16 protein-coding genes are annotated in these 17,387 nt (G+C 38.6%); 11 read left to right on the top strand and 5 right to left on the bottom strand.

Features of this window, described 5'->3' with window-relative positions:
- The first annotated feature begins 385 nt into the window (after positions 1-385).
- The 6 genes from H6G40_RS16695 (at position 386) to H6G40_RS16720 (ending at position 5,576) form a co-directional block, all read left to right on the top strand.
- Positions 386-580 (top strand): hypothetical protein, encoded by a 195-nt coding sequence (locus tag H6G40_RS16695; RefSeq protein ID WP_123229916.1) that lies wholly within the window; start codon positions 386-388, stop codon positions 578-580.
- A gap of 32 nt (positions 581-612) precedes the next feature.
- Entirely contained in the window at positions 613-1,671 is a 1,059-nt protein-coding gene (locus H6G40_RS16700) for an AccI family restriction endonuclease (protein WP_190538007.1), read from the top strand.
- Positions 1,664-3,277, top strand: coding sequence for an HsdM family class I SAM-dependent methyltransferase (locus tag H6G40_RS16705; protein ID WP_123229919.1), 1,614 nt, complete (start codon positions 1,664-1,666; stop codon positions 3,275-3,277). The genes H6G40_RS16700 and H6G40_RS16705 overlap by 8 nt, the downstream gene beginning before the upstream one ends.
- Positions 3,278-3,526: 249 nt before the next feature.
- Entirely contained in the window at positions 3,527-3,796 is a 270-nt protein-coding gene (locus H6G40_RS16710; RefSeq protein WP_123229920.1) for a UPF0367 protein family, read from the top strand.
- 492 nt (positions 3,797-4,288) lie between these two features.
- Positions 4,289-4,957 carry an energy-coupling factor ABC transporter ATP-binding protein gene (locus H6G40_RS16715; protein ID WP_042790790.1) on the top strand — a complete coding sequence of 223 codons (669 nt, stop codon included), beginning with the start codon at positions 4,289-4,291 and terminating at the stop codon, positions 4,955-4,957.
- Between the two features lie 73 nt (positions 4,958-5,030).
- Positions 5,031-5,576 carry an NYN domain-containing protein gene (locus H6G40_RS16720; protein ID WP_190538009.1) on the top strand — a complete coding sequence of 182 codons (546 nt, stop codon included), beginning with the start codon at positions 5,031-5,033 and terminating at the stop codon, positions 5,574-5,576.
- Positions 5,577-5,834: 258 nt separating this feature from the next.
- Here the strand turns inward: H6G40_RS16720 and sfsA are convergent, their stop codons facing one another.
- Together sfsA and H6G40_RS23400 are read right to left on the bottom strand one after the other, a co-directional pair.
- Positions 5,835-6,554: a DNA/RNA nuclease SfsA gene (gene sfsA, locus H6G40_RS16725; RefSeq protein ID WP_190538011.1), complete on the bottom strand. Its 720-nt coding sequence runs from the start codon at positions 6,552-6,554 to the stop codon at positions 5,835-5,837.
- An 80-nt stretch (positions 6,555-6,634) separates the two neighbouring features.
- Positions 6,635-6,823, bottom strand: coding sequence for a hypothetical protein (locus tag H6G40_RS23400; RefSeq protein ID WP_232306221.1), 189 nt, complete (start codon positions 6,821-6,823; stop codon positions 6,635-6,637).
- A gap of 241 nt (positions 6,824-7,064) precedes the next feature.
- On the opposite strand from H6G40_RS23400, the gene aroC reads away from it, so the two are divergent.
- Both aroC and H6G40_RS16735 read left to right on the top strand, forming a co-directional pair.
- The gene (gene aroC, locus H6G40_RS16730) at positions 7,065-8,165 is read left to right on the top strand and encodes a chorismate synthase (protein WP_190538013.1); all 1,101 of its coding nucleotides are present in this window, start codon (positions 7,065-7,067) and stop codon (positions 8,163-8,165) included.
- Between the two features lie 13 nt (positions 8,166-8,178).
- Positions 8,179-9,381: a glycosyltransferase family 4 protein gene (locus tag H6G40_RS16735; protein WP_190538015.1), complete on the top strand. Its 1,203-nt coding sequence runs from the start codon at positions 8,179-8,181 to the stop codon at positions 9,379-9,381.
- Between the two features lie 259 nt (positions 9,382-9,640).
- Here H6G40_RS16735 and H6G40_RS16740 read toward each other — a convergent pair whose 3' ends face one another.
- Positions 9,641-10,231 carry a Uma2 family endonuclease gene (locus tag H6G40_RS16740; RefSeq protein ID WP_069474371.1) on the bottom strand — a complete coding sequence of 197 codons (591 nt, stop codon included), beginning with the start codon at positions 10,229-10,231 and terminating at the stop codon, positions 9,641-9,643.
- A 76-nt stretch (positions 10,232-10,307) separates the two neighbouring features.
- Here H6G40_RS16740 and H6G40_RS16745 point away from each other — a divergent pair, with 76 nt between their 5' ends.
- From H6G40_RS16745 to H6G40_RS16755, 3 genes are all read left to right on the top strand, one after another.
- Complete coding sequence (locus H6G40_RS16745; protein WP_069474372.1) at positions 10,308-10,592, top strand: hypothetical protein; 285 nt, start codon at positions 10,308-10,310, stop codon at positions 10,590-10,592.
- Complete coding sequence (locus H6G40_RS16750) at positions 10,589-11,008, top strand: type II toxin-antitoxin system VapC family toxin (protein ID WP_069474373.1); 420 nt, start codon at positions 10,589-10,591, stop codon at positions 11,006-11,008. Before H6G40_RS16745 ends, H6G40_RS16750 begins: the two co-directional genes overlap by 4 nt.
- Positions 11,009-11,138: 130 nt before the next feature.
- Positions 11,139-12,644 carry an AAA-like domain-containing protein gene (locus H6G40_RS16755; protein ID WP_081330837.1) on the top strand — a complete coding sequence of 502 codons (1,506 nt, stop codon included), beginning with the start codon at positions 11,139-11,141 and terminating at the stop codon, positions 12,642-12,644.
- 27 nt (positions 12,645-12,671) lie between these two features.
- Here H6G40_RS16755 and H6G40_RS16760 read toward each other — a convergent pair whose 3' ends face one another.
- Positions 12,672-15,893: a hypothetical protein gene (locus H6G40_RS16760; RefSeq protein WP_190538017.1), complete on the bottom strand. Its 3,222-nt coding sequence runs from the start codon at positions 15,891-15,893 to the stop codon at positions 12,672-12,674.
- Positions 15,890-17,338, bottom strand: a complete 1,449-nt coding sequence (locus tag H6G40_RS16765; RefSeq protein WP_190538019.1) for a P-loop domain-containing protein — start codon at positions 17,336-17,338, stop codon at positions 15,890-15,892. Before H6G40_RS16765 ends, H6G40_RS16760 begins: the two co-directional genes overlap by 4 nt.
- Positions 17,339-17,387: the final 49 nt, after the last annotated feature.

Genomic DNA, 17,387 nt, shown 5'->3' on the forward strand with positions numbered 1-17,387 from the left:
CCAGACCAACCGATGAAGACGAAACGGTCTCTTTTGAGCCAGTCATCGAGAGCATCAAACAGCCCTCTTTCTGGGGCGCGTCCGACAGCAATGGTCATGGGGGTTTTCTCCGAAAAATGTATATTATTGCTAAGATTCCGCGCTCTCTTCTCCATCTATCCGAGCAGGCCAGCAGATGTGTTGAAGAATTGTGAGAAATCTTTACTTTTCTTAACTTACACTATATTGGAAAAAATGACCAATATTTTTTAGGTCGATCTTAAGAAAATCTAAAATTTTTCGGGGAGACCACTTGCTGGGCGACATTCGGCGAAGCTCAGTCGAGCCGTTGCGGGGGGAGACCACTTCGTGCGCGTTGCGGGGGGGTTTGGGGAGATGGGGAGATATGCCGCCTCAATTGCTTGGTATTGTCGTCTTCACGTCTTTAGTGGAATGCTGGACACCTCTGTGGGGTAATTCTCCCCAAATTGAGGTGATTAAACCCCACAGTGCGCTTATTAATTTTCATGTATTAGTGTTGGACCGATGGAAGTGGGATAGTAGGATGGAGAGGGTTGCTCGATCGCAGGAGGCGGTATAATTGATGGCTGGGCTGAACAAGAAGGAGAATTCATGTACAAAGATGATATTCTGAACCTGATAAAGCAATCACCACTTGAGATTGATACTGAAATACAAATGACTGGAAAGCCCCCAACAATGGCTAACTCCGAATTTCTCACGAACAAGGAACAGGGTGATTGGGCTGAAACAATCGTCTTTAAGGCAGTCAATGAATATTCTGGTGATTATTTTGCTGTTAAATATGGGCGTTCCGAATCAATAGCCGCAGGTGATGATGGATTTGCTGATTTCTATATGGAATATCAGAGTGAACTTAATGCGATAGGTAAGAGGCCAGATATCTTGATATTTAAGGTCAGAGACTTTCCGGATGGAAGTATTGACATTGAAAATGATCAGCACATAAGACAGGCTGTGGCTGCGATTGAAGTAAGATCAAGTTCTTTTTTAGCAGACAAATATGCGGCATTCATGAGGGACAGACAAGATCGGGCCATTAAAAAATGCGACGAAATTAGACGAGACATAATCAATACCGACCTGGGTGATCTATTAAGGCGAAAAAACCAGACAATTTACGATCTAATGTTAAATGCTACAGATGACACCTTTAGAGAATTAGACTTTCGTTGTCCGTCATGGTCATCAACAAAAGAGTTAAGAAATCTAACTGAATTACTGAAGAATCTCAAAGAAAATATAAAAATACTGCACAAACGCGATTATTTGGGCATTACCCCAAAAATTGAAGATGTTGCCTTGGTCAACAGGTGGATTCAGAAATATAATGTCAAGCATTTTTATCTACAAGTATTTTTTGACAAGGCATATATAATATCATTTAAAGATATTTTGGCACTGGTTTCAAACGATAACAATGATGGAAATAATTTTTCAATAGAAAGAGATGTAAAAAATCAAGGCAAAACTACGATCAAGATCAATGTGCAAATTGGAAAAGAAGTCCTTGGAAAAATTGATATGCCTGAACATAAATCGGCTCTGAAAGAATTAGATAGGGGTCGTCTGCTTTTTTATGTGACTTTTGCAGGCGGCAAGGGATACCTTGATAATAAAATATTTCTAAGGGATGTTATTAATGCGTGAGTTAAAATATATAGCTGAAACTCCACTTAATCATAGGAAGGATTACGGTCAGTTTTTTACACCTATGTGCGTTGCTCGCCTCATGGTACAGTGGGTTTTAAAAGATAATCCAGAAACAGTATTAGACCCAGCGTTTGGCTTAGGCGTTTTTTATGATGAAGCAATAAAAACACCTTCAGGTAATCAAGTACATTTCATGGGATATGAGATTGATAGAAATATATTTGAGTTTCTCAATCGTAATGGTGACAGTCCTTATTTGAGAGTTATCAATAGTGATTACCTCGAAGCTGAAACTGAAAATTTTGACGGTATCATCTGTAATCCACCATATATGCGATTTCAGAAATTTCTTAAGCGTCATGATATATTACCAAAAATTGAAGAAAAAATAGGTAAGAAACTTATCGGTTACTCTAATATCTCTTCCGTATTCCTTGTCAAGTCTTTAAGAGAACTTAAAATCAATGGTAACTTGGCGTATATTATGCCTTTTGAGTTTTTTAATACTGGCTACGGAAAAGAAATCAAAAAAAGTCTCCTTGAAAATCATTTATTGAAGCAAATAATAATCTTTGCCAATGAAAAAGAAATTTTCCCAGAGGCAACGACAACCGTTTGTGTGCTTCTTTGTAAAAATGACGGAAAAAAAGAAACCATTAAAATTTTACAGATCAAAAAAAGTGATGAAATAGATAAAATATCTGATATTAGTAAATTCTATCAGTGGGAAATCGAACCATCGAATTTACCATACAACCAAAAGTGGACACCTATCATTTCATCATTGTTCACTGAACAAGTATCTCCAAATGGCTTCTGTAAGTTGTCCCTATACGGTACGTTTACGAGAGGTATTGCCACTGGCGCAAATGAATTTTTTGCGTTAAAAAAATCAAAAATTGAGCAACGGAAGTTGAGTGATAATAATATTTGTAAGTGTATTACAAAAAGCTCTCAAATCCGCAAAGCAGTATTTACTGAGCATGATTTTAATATACTATACAATGAGGATAAGCCAGTCCATTGTTTAGATGTAAAAGATCACGACAACTCTGAAATACGAAATTACATAAAAGAAGGCGAAAAATTGGGATACCATGGGAGGTATCTTACAAAAACAAGGAACACCTGGTACAAAATTGAAAAGAGAAAACCGGCTCCAATTTTATTCGGCGTCTTTAGCAGGGGCAGGTTAAAAGTAATACGCAATTTCACAACAGCAATAAATTTTACCTGCTTTCATTCCTTTTATCCAAATAAATTCGGAGAACAATGTATTAATAAATTATTTGTGTATTTGCTCAGTGATATTGGACAGGAAATAATAAAAATAAATAAACGAAGTTATGGTGATGAATTAGACAAGTTTGAACCAAGGGATTTGAACGATAGCCTATGTCCAAGCCAGAAACAATTTGAAATGATCAGTGATGAAGATGCTGAAGAAGTAATTAGTATTGCACAAAATGATCACCAAAAAGCAATTCTAATGAGTAATGCTCTGATCAAAAGACTTATGGACTCCCAACAATGCGCTGCAGCGGACGGCAATTCCGCTGCGCTCCATAGTGCGATCGCTATCGATGCAGGGTGCGTTCCCTAATCTGGATCCTACTGCTGCACCGATAGATTTTTGGGGAACGCACCATGCACATTCATTGAAGCAAGTGATTGCCAGCTAACAACGTCTCTGCACACCGACTACTGAATGAAAGTCAATCGGTTATGATGCTAGGGTTATCCCCACAGTGAACAGCAATCAGTGAACTGAAAACTCACCTCTGATCTCTGACTTCCCAACCCCTGCTATACAATGGTTTTTGACTTGTTTTTTGGAAGGGAACGCTAAACTATGTATTCGATCGATATTACCCTGAAACTTTCGCCCATCCCCATTTCCGTGCAGCGCAAGGAAGAAGCAGGAGCAGACTCTTTGTATCAAACAATTATTAACGCCATGCGATCGCCTAATCCCGAATTATTAGAATTAACCTGCGAAAAACAAACCGATAAAAAGGTGGCGGTTTTGAGCGATCAGATCAGTGCGGTGATTGTGTCACAAAAATCCGGGGCTGCATCCACCGGTAGAGTGCCGGGGTTTGTCACCTTAGCCACAGAATAGTTCTTGAATCAGTTATCAGTGAGCAGTAATCAGTAATCAGTGACAAGAAAACGGCAACCGCCTAGATAACACTTTCCACTGAAAACTCAAAACTCAAAACTGATAACTGATAAGCTGTTCATAATTTAAATTGCTCGTTGAGACGAGTCAAGAGGCACTCTTGCAAGGGGCAACAGTAAAGGGATTGGAGGAGATTGGGCTGATCATTAAGAATAAGCGGTTTAAATAGGGTTTGCGGCAAAAAGTACGGGCGAAGCATTCGGATAGAAAATCTACGGTTTCATCGATAGGTTATTGCCCGAATGCTTCGCCCCTACAGGACTCGGGCCGATGAAGACGCAAGGTTTGGAAGCACGATTCTCTCAAAATCTTGTACCTGTGGGAGCAAGAAAAGCCACAAAACCCCTATCTTGCCTACATTTCACATTTATTCAGCAAGCCCTAAATAAGTCTTAGCTTAACTGATAACTGATAACTGATAACTGATAATTCATGACTATAAAAGTAACAGACCTCTGCTTTAGCTGGCCGAATGGGAAATCAGTATTAAATGGCTGCTCTTTACAAGTTCCTAGAGGGGAATTTTGGATGTTGTTGGGGACAAATGGCAGCGGTAAATCAACCCTGCTGCGGCTCTTAGCGGGATTATTAAAACCTAGTCGCGGGGAAATAGAGATACCTAACCCCCTCGGTTTTGTTTTTCAAAATCCCGACCATCAGTTAGTTATGCCAACAGTGGGGGCAGATGTGGCTTTTGGGTTGGTATCCGAGGGTTTATCCACGCCGGCAATTCGGGCGCGGGTGCGGGAATCCCTAGGGGCGGTGAATTTATTAGAAATGGAAAAACGACCGATCTATGCTCTCAGTGGCGGACAAAAGCAAAGAATCGCCATTGCGGGGGCTTTAGCTCGTCATTGCGAGGTTTTGCTCTTTGATGAACCCACTGCCCTTTTGGATGGGGATACCCAAATAGAATTAGTCTCTCAAGTGCAGAACTTGGTCAAAAACCGGGGGATTACAGCCCTTTGGGTGACGCATCGCCTTGATGAATTGGATTACAGCGATGGAGCATTTTTGTTGGAGGGTGGCAAGGTAGCGGATCAGGGAAATCCCCTAGAATTAAAAGCGAGATTATTGGCAAGTGTGGCGGTTGAATCTTAAATTTTTTGTTAATATCATTAGGACGCTGTTTTTTAGAACTGCCCTTAATGCTACACCAATTACTCTCAAAGCCATGGTTAATTCTTCTGATCGTTCCCTTCTGCTGGTTGACGGCTACAACGTCATCGGCTCTTGGCCGTCCCTGAAAAAAATTAGCGATCGCCATGGTCTCGAACCGGCGCGAGACAAGTTAATTGAAACCCTAATCGGTTACACCCACCATCAGGGTTATCAAACCCAAATCGTCTTCGATTCCTACTTTCAAGACACCCCCGGCAGCCAAGAACGCTACACTAACCATTTATCGGTTTATTTTACCGCTCACGCTCAAACCGCCGACACCTATATCGAGAAAACCTGCGCCGATTTTTGGTACAATCGCGCCCCGGCTATCGGACGCATTATCGTCGCTACCTCTGATAATGCCCAAAAAATGACCGTTATGGGTTATGGGGCCCAGTGGATTTCCGCTCAACGTCTGGAAATCGAGGTGGATTTAACCGGTCGTCGTCTGAGAAAATCCCAGAGTTCTTCTCAAAGTCCCAAAGGGCGTTTTTTATTCCATTCTCTCGATGCTCAGGTGCAACAGAAATTAGAGAAAATGCGCCACGGAATTTAGTTATCAAAAACCTTGACAAATTACCTCAAATATGTATCGACAAAATCCCGAGTAGAGGCACAGGTAACTGTGTCTCTAAGCTTTTCAAGGTCAGTTGCGGTCTGGGGGATTTTGTCAAAAGCTTATACTAAATCCGTTGAGTACAGGCTAGTTATGAGGAGAGGCAAAAGGCAAGAGGCAAAAGGCAAGGGGGAATAAATCATCAGTTTTTAATAACCGGATTTAGTATTACTTGCTGGTCCCTCTAAACCACTGGTTTCACAGTTGCAATTGTGCTAAACCTAAATAATTAATTCCCGTGGGTGTCACTTGGAAGCGACAGGGTAAAACCTTGACTCCTTTAGCCACTGCTTGACGCAATAACTGCCCGTATTTAGCATCTTTACTATCCCCCGGAGCAAATCGGTCACAATCACCCCGATTGATAAAGTAGAGCATAATCGCTTCCGCTGCCGGCAATAAAGCCATTAATTCCTGTAAATGCTTCTGTCCCCGCGTGGTGACAGTATCGGGAAAAAGTGCCGTTTCTCCCTGATTCCAAGTGGTATTTTTAACCTCGATATAGGTGAGGGAATTATCCTCATGGGTCAAAAGAAAATCAATTCTACTGCCGTTATTTTGACCGTAGGCCACTTCCGATCGCACTTCGGTGTCATTTTTGACCAAATCGGGAAAAACCCCTTGCAACAGGGCATTTTTCACCACCTGATTAGGAAGATTGGTATTAACTCCCACCCAAGTTTCCCCCAGTTGAATCATCTCCCAGGTATAAGCTAATTTTCGCTTCGGGTTATCACTACGGGAAAGATAAACCGGTTGACCCTCTACGCATACATCTGTCATCGGTCCGGTATTAGCGCAATGGGCCGTAATTAATTCTCCGTTGTCCAGTTGTATGTCGGCAAAAAAGCGTTTGTAACGTTTAATTAAAATACCCTTGACAAGAGAAGGGTATGTGTGAACTAACAAAGAAGTCATCAAATTTCTGCCGAGGAATATAAGGTAAAGAATAGCCTTTTTTTGGGAGCTTAACCTGAAGACAGGAGACCTTTCAGTTATCAGTGAACAGTGATCAGTAAACAGTAATCATAGTATTTTCCTTTATTCGTAGCAGGCATTTTACTCTCTTGGGTTTGGTGGGTAAAATGTATTCTAAAATACATTCCTGCTGGCGAGCAAATGGAACGAACCACAAAAACACAAAGGACACAAAGATTGATCGGTCTTATATAAGTTAAACTTATCACACAAAGAATAAGAGAGCCGGCATTTTACTCCCCTCTCCCTTTGGTTGTGGGGGTAAGGGAAATTAACCATCTCTGCGATTACTTTTGAAAAATGGCATCAGTGACAAGAAAACGGCAATTTTCTACTTAAGACTGTCCACTAAAAACTCACATCTGATAACTGATAACTGATAACTGATCACTGATAACTGATAACCGCTCAGGTACAATAAAAGCTTGAGGCTTAGTAGATATTGAGATTATGGGTAACACTTTCGGACGACTATTTCGGGTTTCCACTTTTGGAGAATCTCACGGGGGTGGGGTAGGAGTGGTTATCGATGGTTGTCCTCCGTGCTTAGAAATTTCTGAAGAGGAGATTCAAATCGATTTAGACCGTCGCAAACCGGGACAAAGCAGAATCGTGACCCCGCGCCGAGAAAATGACATTTGTGAGATAATTTCGGGCGTTTTTGACGGCAAAACCCTCGGTACACCGATCGCTATTTTAGTGCGGAATCAGGATGCTCGTTCGCAAGATTACAACGAAATGGCCGAGAAATTCCGACCTTCCCATGCGGATGCCACCTACGAAGCAAAATACGGCATTCGCAACTGGAAAGGAGGAGGCAGATCTTCGGCCCGGGAAACCATCGGCCGGGTGGCTGCAGGAGCGATCGCTAAAAAAATCCTTAAATCTGTCTATAATGTCGAGATTATCGGTTATGTGAAGCGAATTAAAGATATTGAGGCAATCATCGACCCCAACACCGTCACCCTCGACGAGGTGGAAAGTAATATAGTGCGTTGTCCCAACGGGGAAACGGCCGCCAAAATGATCGCCCTGATCGACCAAATTCGCCTGAATAAAGACTCGATCGGCGGTGTGGTGGAATGTGTAGCCAGAAATGTGCCGAAAGGTCTAGGAGAACCCGTTTTTGATAAGCTAGAAGCCGATTTAGCTAAGGGGATGATGTCCTTACCCGCGAGTAAGGGATTTGAAATCGGATCGGGATTCGCGGGAACCTTCTTAACCGGCAGCGAACACAATGACGAGTATTTTATCGATGATAACGGGGAAATTCGCACCACGAGCAATCGTTCGGGGGGCATTCAAGGGGGAATCAGTAACGGTGAAAATATTATTATCCGCACCGCTTTTAAACCGACCGCGACTATCGGTAAAGAACAAAAAACCGTGACGCGCAGCGGGGAAGAAACCACCCTGGCAGCCAAAGGAAGACACGATCCTTGCGTTTTACCCCGAGCGGTCCCGATGGTGGAAGCGATGATGGCTTTGGTATTATGCGATCATCTGCTCCGTTTTCAGGGACAATGTACGATTAGCGATCGCTTTTTCTAAACCTTTACCCGCGATGAAATTTTTATTCCTTCATTCCAATTTTCCCGCCCAATTTCGCCATTTAATCACGGTTTTGGCTCAAGACCCCGGAAATCAAGTGATTTTCGGCACTACCCGGCAGCAGGGAGAGATAGCGGGGGTAAAAAAATTTATTTACAAGGAAAGTCGCGCTGTTTCTCCCCAAACCCATCATTATGTCCGTCCCCTTGAAAGTGCGGTTTTACAAGGTCAAGCGGTTTATGGTGTTTGCCAACAACTGAAAAATCAAGGATTTTATCCCGATATTGTCTATGCACATTCTGGCTGGGGGCCGGGCCTATTTATCAAGGATATTTTCCCGAAAACTAAGTTTTTAGCCTATTTTGAATGGTTTTATCATGCCCATGGTTCCGATGCTGATTTTGATCCAGCGGATCCCCTTAATGCTGATGCCGAGGCCCGGATTAGAATTAAAAATGCGACGATCCTGATCGATCTGGTCAGTTGCGATCGAGGTTTATCGCCGACTATCTGGCAAAAACAACAATTTCCCCCCGAATTTCACTCGAAACTGACGGTTTTACACGATGGCATCGATACGGACTATTTCTGTCCCCGTCCCGATGTGCAGTTAGTCATTCCAGAGATAGGTTTAGATTTATCTGGTGTTAAGGAGATTGTCACCTATGCAACCCGGGGAATGGAACCCTATCGCGGTTTTCCCCAATTTATGACGGCTGTTTCCCTAATTTTAGCCCGTCGGCCTAACTGTCATATCGTGATTGTCGGGGAGGATCGGGTCGCTTATGGGAAAACTCTACCGGACGGCAAAACCTATAAACAATTGATGTTAGAAAGCCTTTCTTTGGATTTATCCCGGGTGCATTTTACCGGTTCTCTGCCCTACGGTCAATATAAACAGGTTTTACAGGCATCAGCGGCCCATATCTATCTTACCCGTCCTTTTGTGCTTTCTTGGTCAATGTTAGAGGCCATGGCCATGGGTTGCGTGGTGATTGGTTCCGATACTCCCCCCGTGCGAGAATTAATTACTGATGGGGAAAATGGTTTATTAGTGGATTTCTTTTCTCCCCAACAAATAGCCGATCGCGTGGATGAAGTGTTAGATTATCCCCAGGGTTGGCAAAATCTGCGTTTAAATGCCAGGGAAACTATCAAGCAACGCTACGACCTCAAACAATGTTTACAGTATCATCTAGATTGGTTATTGAGTTGATGAAATGAGAGCATTTTCCCAAAAATACTGTCTTTCAAAGGATTCATATCGCTATTAAATTCTTTCTCTTACAATCCTAATTCCTTCCCAAGCAGGAATATTACCTGCTCGTCTTTCTTCTAATAATACGGATGCGATGAAACGGTTAAAAACTTGTTCCCTTTTGATAGAATATTGAGAATTTAATTCTCGGCATTCTGCAACTGTTAAGTTAACCCATAATCTTTAGATAGGCGGAAAAAATCAGCATTTTATATGGTTATGTTGATTCAATAATTTTTATCCCTGCTCTAAATTCCCGCAGTGCTTGAGCATGATTTTCTGTATTAATACAACGCATCAATAAACCTACATCTAAACTCGGTAAAAGTTGCGATTTACTAACAGCTTTATATCCCTCATTTCCTAAACTATAAAACAATAACTCGTCGTTCATCCAAAACCAAACTTCAGGGATTTGTAACCGTTTGTATGCTTCCAGTTTATTAATTCCTCCACTACTAACAACCACCTCAATCACTAAATCAGGATGTTTTCTATTGGCTCCCAACTCATAGGATTTATCACCTTCTCTTTTAACCTTTTCAAATTCATTTTCTAAGGTGACAGAACCAGTAGGAGTAAAATCTAATCCCAAAAATTCTAAATAAATTTCTAGTAAAGCACCAATACGTTCTTTGATAGTTTCGTGTTTTTTACCCGGCATTTTTCTAATCTCCAAAACTCCATCTAAAAAAGATAACTTTAACCCTGGGCGATCGATTAGCTGTTCAACAGCTTTAAATTCTCTCCAGGTTAAGTCACTAATTAAAATTGGTTCTGCTTCTCGTTCGATGAGTGTAGTTATCATAATTTAAACCCAAATTTAGAGCGTGAATTTTGTTGACTATGATATGATATAAAAGCAGAGTATCATAAAAAACATCATGCAAGCATACAAACTCAAAGTAAAAATTGATCAATCTGGTAACTTGCTGATTACCGAACCCCTGAACTTACCCCCGGGAAACGTGGAAATTGTAGTTTGGGCAGCCACAGACACCCTTGATCATACCACAACCCCAACCACTGAATCAGCACCAGAAACACCAAAAAGAAAATCTAGGATCAAAGCATTTCAGGGTTTATTTGAAAATGCCCCTGCCATTCCGGCAGACTTTGATCCAGATCAAGCTAAATATGAATATTTAAAGGATAAATATAACCTGTGAAAATCCTGATAGATACTAATATCATTATTGATAATGACTTAGAAAGAGAACCTTTTTGGAATGCAAGTGAACAAGTTTTATCACTAATTGAAAAAGGCACAATTGCAGGTTATATTGCCGCCTCAACTTTTAGTGATTTGTATTATATTATCCGTAAGGCAAGAGGTCGAGATTGGACGCTTACTTATTTAAAGCAGTTAATTACTTTTTGTCAAATTGCTACAGTAAATCAGGCTGCAATTATAATGGCTTTCACAACCAATTTTCAGGATTTTGAAGATTCTATTCAATACTCTACCTCGGTAGTTAATAAATTGGATGCAATTATTACCCGTAATCCTCAAGATTTCCCCATTGTCACACCACGAATTATCACTCCTGAACAATTAATTGCCGAATTAACCAACTCTCATTAGCAAATTTAGTGGTTTTAATAATGTATCGGGAGCATAAAAAATGTCTAAACTTAAAGAGTTCACCTATTACCAAAATTCTATGACTCGCTAGTTTAATATTGCAGGTCCTTGTTCCAACGATATCCACTATATGCTCTCTCCCACAGTCAGATTACCAGATTTAGAGGAGCTAATTCAACAACGTAGTTATTTTGTCCTTCACGCACCACGACAAACGGGGAAAACCACCGCTATGTTATCCCTAGCAAAACAATTAACTGATACTGGAAATTATGCCGCAGTCATGGTATCTGTAGAAGTAGGAAGTGCATTTAATCATGATCCTACTGCCGCAGAATTAGCAATTTTAGGGGCATGGTATAATACAATTGAGGATAGTTTACCAGAAGAATTACAACCAGCTGCTAAACAATGGCAACAGGAAGAACCAGGAAGCAGAATTAAGGCTTTTTTAAGAGGTTGGGCAAAAGCTATCAATCGTCCCATAGTATTATTTATAGATGAAACTGACTCTTTACAAGACCAAACATTAATTTCTATTTTACGACAGTTAAGAGATGGTTTTCCTAAACGTCCAGAAAATTTTCCCTCGTCAGTAGGATTAATTGGTTTACGAGATGTGAGAGATTATAAAGTAGCATCGGGAGGTAGTGATAGATTAAATACATCCAGTCCTTTTAATATCAAAGTTGCTTCTCTGACTATGAGAAATTTTAATCTCGAAGAAGTGGGAGAATTATATCAACAACATACAGCAGCAACTGGACAACTTTTCACATCAGAAGCAATAGAAACAGCTTATGATTTAACCCAAGGACAACCTTGGCTAGTCAATGCTTTAGCTAAAGAAATTGTAGAAAAAATGGTAAAAGATAGAAGTATTACTATTACTAAAGAACATATCTTAACAGCCAAAGAAATATTAATTAATCGTCAGGATACTCATTTATATAGTTTAGCGGAAAAACTCAGAGAAAAACGAGTTAAAAACATTATTCAACCGATTTTAGCAGGGCAAACCTTACCCGATACCCTGGCAGATGATAGGCAATATTTAATAGATTTAGGATTATTAATACGTGATCCAATGGGGGGATTAGTTATTTCTAACCCCATATATCGTGAAGTAATTCCCCGCGTTTTAGTACAAGGAACTCAGGACAGTTTACCTTTAATTAGTCCTAGTTGGTTGACAGCAAAAGGTGAATTAAATATAGATGCTTTATTAACAGCATTTCTCAAATTTTGGCGACAACAGGTCGAACCATTATTAAGTAGTGATGCTTACCATGAAATTGCCCCCCATATTGTATTAATGGCTTTTTTACATCGTGTGGTTAATGGTGGGGGAGTTTTAGAAAGGGAATATGCAATTGGTAGCGATAGAATGGATTTATGTCTGCGTTATAAAGATGTAATTTTAGGGATTGAATTGAAAGTATGGCGGGATAAAAAGCGCGATCCTCAAGCTGATGAAATTGAACAATTAGAATCTTATTTAGGATGTTTGGGTTTAGATTTTGGTTGGTTATTTATCTTTGATAGGCGTAAAAATGCTTTACCAATGGAAGAAAGGTTATCAACTGAGGTGTTGGTGACGGAAAATCAGTATAGAATTACTGTAATTCGGGCGTAAATGTTGATCTATTCCAACACCTTAAAGCTACGGAAAAGTATATAAAACCCATTTCACAGTCTGTATTGCCTCTGTGATTACCTCATCACCCCAAAGTTGTTTCATTATGGGTATTAAATTGTTAATTTCTTCCAATAAAGATTGACGATTATAAGAATATGAAGAGATTCTTGCTCTCCATAGATAATAGAAATATTCTGCATGATTACCTACTATTTCAGGAACAATAAAGCTACAAAGTAACGCACGTTCTTCCTGTGAAATTCCTTCCATAGATGCAACTGCTTCTAGAGTTCTTAAGATTAAGTTTTCAGGTAAAACACGGGCTAAAATTTTAAGAACTTCTGTTTTTATATATTGTTTTTTTATACCCAAAGCAATGTCAAGAGCTTCTGATTTGAAAGTTTCTGGTAAGCGTGGGGCAATTTTTTCATAGGCTACTTGTTCTCGTCCATTTTCAGAAAATAACTTCAAAGTTCTAATCATTAGCTTTTCTGGAACATATTCTGCAAAAGCTCCAAAATTAAATTTCATCATAAAATTTTTCTTCTCTGAATCATCAATAAAATTTCTCTGTTCTAAATCATCAAGAAGCTGTTCAAACATATCGCTAGACAGATAAGGCAATACTAGACCTGTATTAATTACGGCTTTATTATCTTTGTTAAGCAAGGTTAACTCTAAAACTTTTGGAAGTAATTGCTGACGAACAGAATTTGATAAATAGGGTAATAATTTTTCCAAAATTTGCTCTTTGCTGTATAAATCTGGGATATCATTAACGATATCAAAAATATGATTTATTAGCTGACTGCTCTGCTCATAAGGGACAAGTTCTACCAAAGCAAGAGCGCGTTTAACCCTATCCTCAATACCTAACGCAATTTCTAACATTTCTTGACGCATACTAGGGGAAAATGATAAGAATTCAGTCAGAGCTTTGACTTTCTCAGAAACGTTTTCAATTAGGCGAACATCTCGAACAGCTTCACTCCAAACATCAGGGGCAAAGTTGGCAATTTTTCTCAGTAACTTTGCTCTAAATTTAGGCTTCTTAAATGAGCGAACAATCAATAAAATCTCTGTGAGATATTTAGGTAATATTTGACCCTGTAAAGAAGTAATAACTTTCTGCAAAGCTTGGCATTTATAATATTCATCATGGATTTTATCAATCTCATTTAAGAAAAGAGGAAATAAATCAATCGGTAGATAAGGACAGAATAAACAAAGAGCTTCTTGTTTATCTGAATCTTCATAAAGAGTAGAAAATAAATCAAAAATCTCAGGCGTAAATTCTTGTGACGCATGAACAATCAAATTTTTGATAACAGTTAAAAAAGCTAAGTGATCGTCATTTATAGCTCTTGCTGTAACCAATATCTCATCCAAAAGATCAGCACTAGCTACAGGTATTAGCTTATTTAAATTTTGATTGCGCCAATCCTTTTGTCTTTTAACACATTCTAAGGCTTCAGGGACTAAATGGGTAAAATTTAAAGCTAATTCTACTAAGCTTTCAGTTTTATCGTTGTGATAGGTAATTGCACGAATCTCGTTTAAGGCTTGATTTAAGAATTCTTGATTGTCAGGATAAGCGATCGCCAAGTCTTTCAAACTACTGGCAATACTGCTATCATGATTTAATACATCAGGCAAAATTTCAGGGTATCGTTTAACCACTATATTTAGAGTTAGACCTTTAATGCTTATTTCATCTATGCTATTGGCAACTTCCCTTGTCTTTTCTTGTAGTTCATCAGGTAGAAGATGAGCAATTTCATTAAAAAAATAGTAGATCCAAAACTTATTGGGAAATATCTTAATAATATCCAATAATTGAAACCATATTTCTACAGGCAAGACTGAAATTTTAACGATATGCTTGAAAAATTCAGAAATTCTGGAAAAGGTTTCAAATCCTTCTAGAATTTCTTCTTCTACCCCATCCACTCTAGGAAGACGAAGAAGTAATTCTAAGATGTCAGGTAAACTGTTATCAGGAAGATGTTGATAAATTGCAAATAGGACTAGAACACTTTCTTCATTTTCAATATCGTTACTAATTGCTAAATAATCTCGAATTAACTCTTCTGGTAAGTAAGGGCCTATCTGTATAAGTGCCTTGGCTTTGTGCTTAGGCTCTGGAATCAATGAAACCATAGACAATGCTTGAGCAAAAATATTAAACCGTTCTTCTGGTTTTCTATTAAAAATCTCAATGGATAAGGTATTGACCATCTGAGAAACTAAGTAAATATCATAAATATTCTCTTGGTCAAAATCTTGGTCAAAATCAATTTTGCTAACCAATACATTGTTGACTTCAGTAATAAATTCAGGAAAAAAGACATCATCAATATATGGAAGGACTTTTTCAAAACTCTCAATTTGCAGCGATAAATCTGGCAATTCTTTAATTGCTCTTAAGATTTCATCAATTACAATAAGACTTTTAGGAACAACAGAAGCAATTTTTTCTAAAGCACTTATACGTTCTGATTCTTTTTCAATATTGTTAACTTTTTCTAAGGCAGAAAGTAAAATATCATCAGAATCGGGAATTGCTTTAGCTATTCTAGTCAACGCTCCTACCTGATCATCCAAGTCATTGATTAAAGAAAGGCTGTCCAAACATAATTGCTTTAATCTTTGATTCTCAGGAAAATAATTCAGTAATTCAATAATAGCCCATACTTTTGAGTTACTGTCAATTGATTCTGCTAACTTTAATACGTTGGGCAATAACTTGTCTGGATAGTAAGGAGTAATTTTTGCTAAGATTTCCAGTTCTTGATCCTCATTACGTCGTTGAGATATGTAGGCAAGACATTGTTCTGCTTTCCAATGCTTATTTTTGGCTAAAAATACCAGTAATTCATCGGAGTAGTCATTGGTAAAAGTCCTAAAAGAAGACATAATTAGGGCGTAACGAAGTTGCAGTGCAATCGCTTTTGATTTCGATAGATATTCACCGTTAATATATTCCCTTTCTGCTTCTTCCCAGGCTGCTATTATATTTTCTAAAAAACTATCTTTTCTGTGTTTTTCTAAAAAACTATTTGCACAAACAGCAGACTCTACAGCAGACTCCAAAGCTTCTAGGTAAGCGTGCTGTCCTTTTTCGGTTGTTAATGAAAGGATTTCATGAAGTTCCTGTTTATATGGCGTTTTTTTAAAATGGAAAGCTAATTGTTCCAATTCATATAGATCAAATTCAGCTAGAGGATTGTTTTGAGAAATTATCATGCTTTCCTCCTATGGAGCTTGTTTAACATATTTTCAACAATAAGCTTATTTGGTTGTACATCAAAACTTGTTATATCGTCAAAGTGTAATTTTCTTTTTAAGAAATCATAAAAGCTTCGATGATAAATACGATAGTGCTGTTTATTGTTTTCTATTATTTCATTAAAACAATTACGCCACAGGTTAATAATTTCTGATACTGTATTGGTTGGGAATTTACTAATTTCCGCAATGTATGAGATAGAAGCAGGTGTGTGGAGAGCAGCGATAATTCTGATAACCTTTTCATCTATTTCTCGGAATCTATCTTTATAAGATTTTTCCATAAAATCCCAATGCTTATTGTAATATCCATTCAGTCCTTGCGGTAAATCATGAATACTATCCTTAATATCTTCTGATAGTTTTTGCTCTTTAATATCTGTCATTACATAGAATAAATACATGAAGTTGCCTTCACTTTTTTTAGTGATCTTTTCGACAAAATCAGCATCACTAACCTGCCATTTCTCGATTTGTTGCCTTACACCAGGATCATTTAAGTAACTCTCGACATATAGCCGAACATCGTTGAGATTATCTTCATCATCATCCTTGATATCTATTCGTTTATTATTATTCACATAGAAATGCTGATCGTCTGCTTCACGAGAAGTAACAATGAAAAACACACCTTGAGGTAAGGCTTTAGGCAAACCAAGAATATTAAGCTCCCCATCTAACGGACTTCTCTTTGCTTCATCTAAAGCATCCACTAAAATAACTACTGTGTTATCTTTCGCTTTTTCTATTGCTTGTGGCAATAGCTCTTCATCTATAAACTTTCTGTAAGTAAGTATTCTTTGTTCTGGTTGACATTCAGGCAATTTTGAATAAGGTAATTCATATTTAACAATCAGTTGAGAACAAATACTAGCCAAAAAACTTTCGGTTGAATCAGTTCCTTCAGTGACAAAATGATGAATCCACTTTCTCTTTCTCACTAATTTGGCCATCAATGCTGTTTTACCAATACCAGGCTCACCTTTAAGAATGATATAGCCTGAAGGAAAACTCTCATCCTTCAAATATTCATCAATTTGATCATAGATATATTCCCTTCCGACAAATTCCCTTGTCTTGTCATCAACAATATTTTTGAAAATCTGTCTAGGAATATGTTGTTCAATTTGATTAAATTCTCCTGCTGGGTTATGAGGATTAACGAGATTTTGCAGTCTATTCCATTCGTCTGGATCGACTACTTCACTAACTGGTACTCCCAAAAAAACACAAACATCGTTGAGATTCGCTCGATCAATGTTGTGTTTCTGAAAGAGTCGCTCTATAGTTTTTTCAGATAAAAAACATTTACCAGCCAATTCTGTCTGACTAATACCTAGTTCTTGGAGTCGTCCCTTTAATAGTATCCTTCCTTGATCGGTTATCCCAATAGATCTACCCATAGTTGATTGTTCCTTTCTTTGGAAATACGTCCTTTAGAAATACGTCTTG

Source organism: Microcystis viridis FACHB-1342 (assembly GCF_014698335.1).
Classification (GTDB): Bacteria; Cyanobacteriota; Cyanobacteriia; order Cyanobacteriales; family Microcystaceae; genus Microcystis; species Microcystis ichthyoblabe_A.

Excerpts from the sequence above, each read along its gene's own strand:
- H6G40_RS16695 (WP_123229916.1), top strand. The coding sequence starts at position 386 with ATGCCGCCTCAATTGCTTGGTATTGTCGTCTTCACGTCTTTAGTGGAA.
- H6G40_RS16700 (WP_190538007.1), top strand. The coding sequence starts at position 613 with ATGTACAAAGATGATATTCTGAACCTGATAAAGCAATCACCACTTGAG.
- H6G40_RS16705 (WP_123229919.1), top strand. The coding sequence starts at position 1,664 with ATGCGTGAGTTAAAATATATAGCTGAAACTCCACTTAATCATAGGAAG.
- H6G40_RS16710 (WP_123229920.1), top strand. The coding sequence starts at position 3,527 with ATGTATTCGATCGATATTACCCTGAAACTTTCGCCCATCCCCATTTCC.
- H6G40_RS16715 (WP_042790790.1), top strand. The coding sequence starts at position 4,289 with ATGACTATAAAAGTAACAGACCTCTGCTTTAGCTGGCCGAATGGGAAA.
- H6G40_RS16720 (WP_190538009.1), top strand. The coding sequence starts at position 5,031 with ATGGTTAATTCTTCTGATCGTTCCCTTCTGCTGGTTGACGGCTACAAC.
- sfsA (WP_190538011.1), bottom strand. The coding sequence starts at position 6,554 with ATGACTTCTTTGTTAGTTCACACATACCCTTCTCTTGTCAAGGGTATT.
- aroC (WP_190538013.1), top strand. The coding sequence starts at position 7,065 with ATGGGTAACACTTTCGGACGACTATTTCGGGTTTCCACTTTTGGAGAA.
- H6G40_RS16735 (WP_190538015.1), top strand. The coding sequence starts at position 8,179 with ATGAAATTTTTATTCCTTCATTCCAATTTTCCCGCCCAATTTCGCCAT.
- H6G40_RS16740 (WP_069474371.1), bottom strand. The coding sequence starts at position 10,231 with ATGATAACTACACTCATCGAACGAGAAGCAGAACCAATTTTAATTAGT.
- H6G40_RS16745 (WP_069474372.1), top strand. The coding sequence starts at position 10,308 with ATGCAAGCATACAAACTCAAAGTAAAAATTGATCAATCTGGTAACTTG.
- H6G40_RS16755 (WP_081330837.1), top strand. The coding sequence starts at position 11,139 with ATGCTCTCTCCCACAGTCAGATTACCAGATTTAGAGGAGCTAATTCAA.
- H6G40_RS16760 (WP_190538017.1), bottom strand. The coding sequence starts at position 15,893 with ATGATAATTTCTCAAAACAATCCTCTAGCTGAATTTGATCTATATGAA.
- H6G40_RS16765 (WP_190538019.1), bottom strand. The coding sequence starts at position 17,338 with ATGGGTAGATCTATTGGGATAACCGATCAAGGAAGGATACTATTAAAG.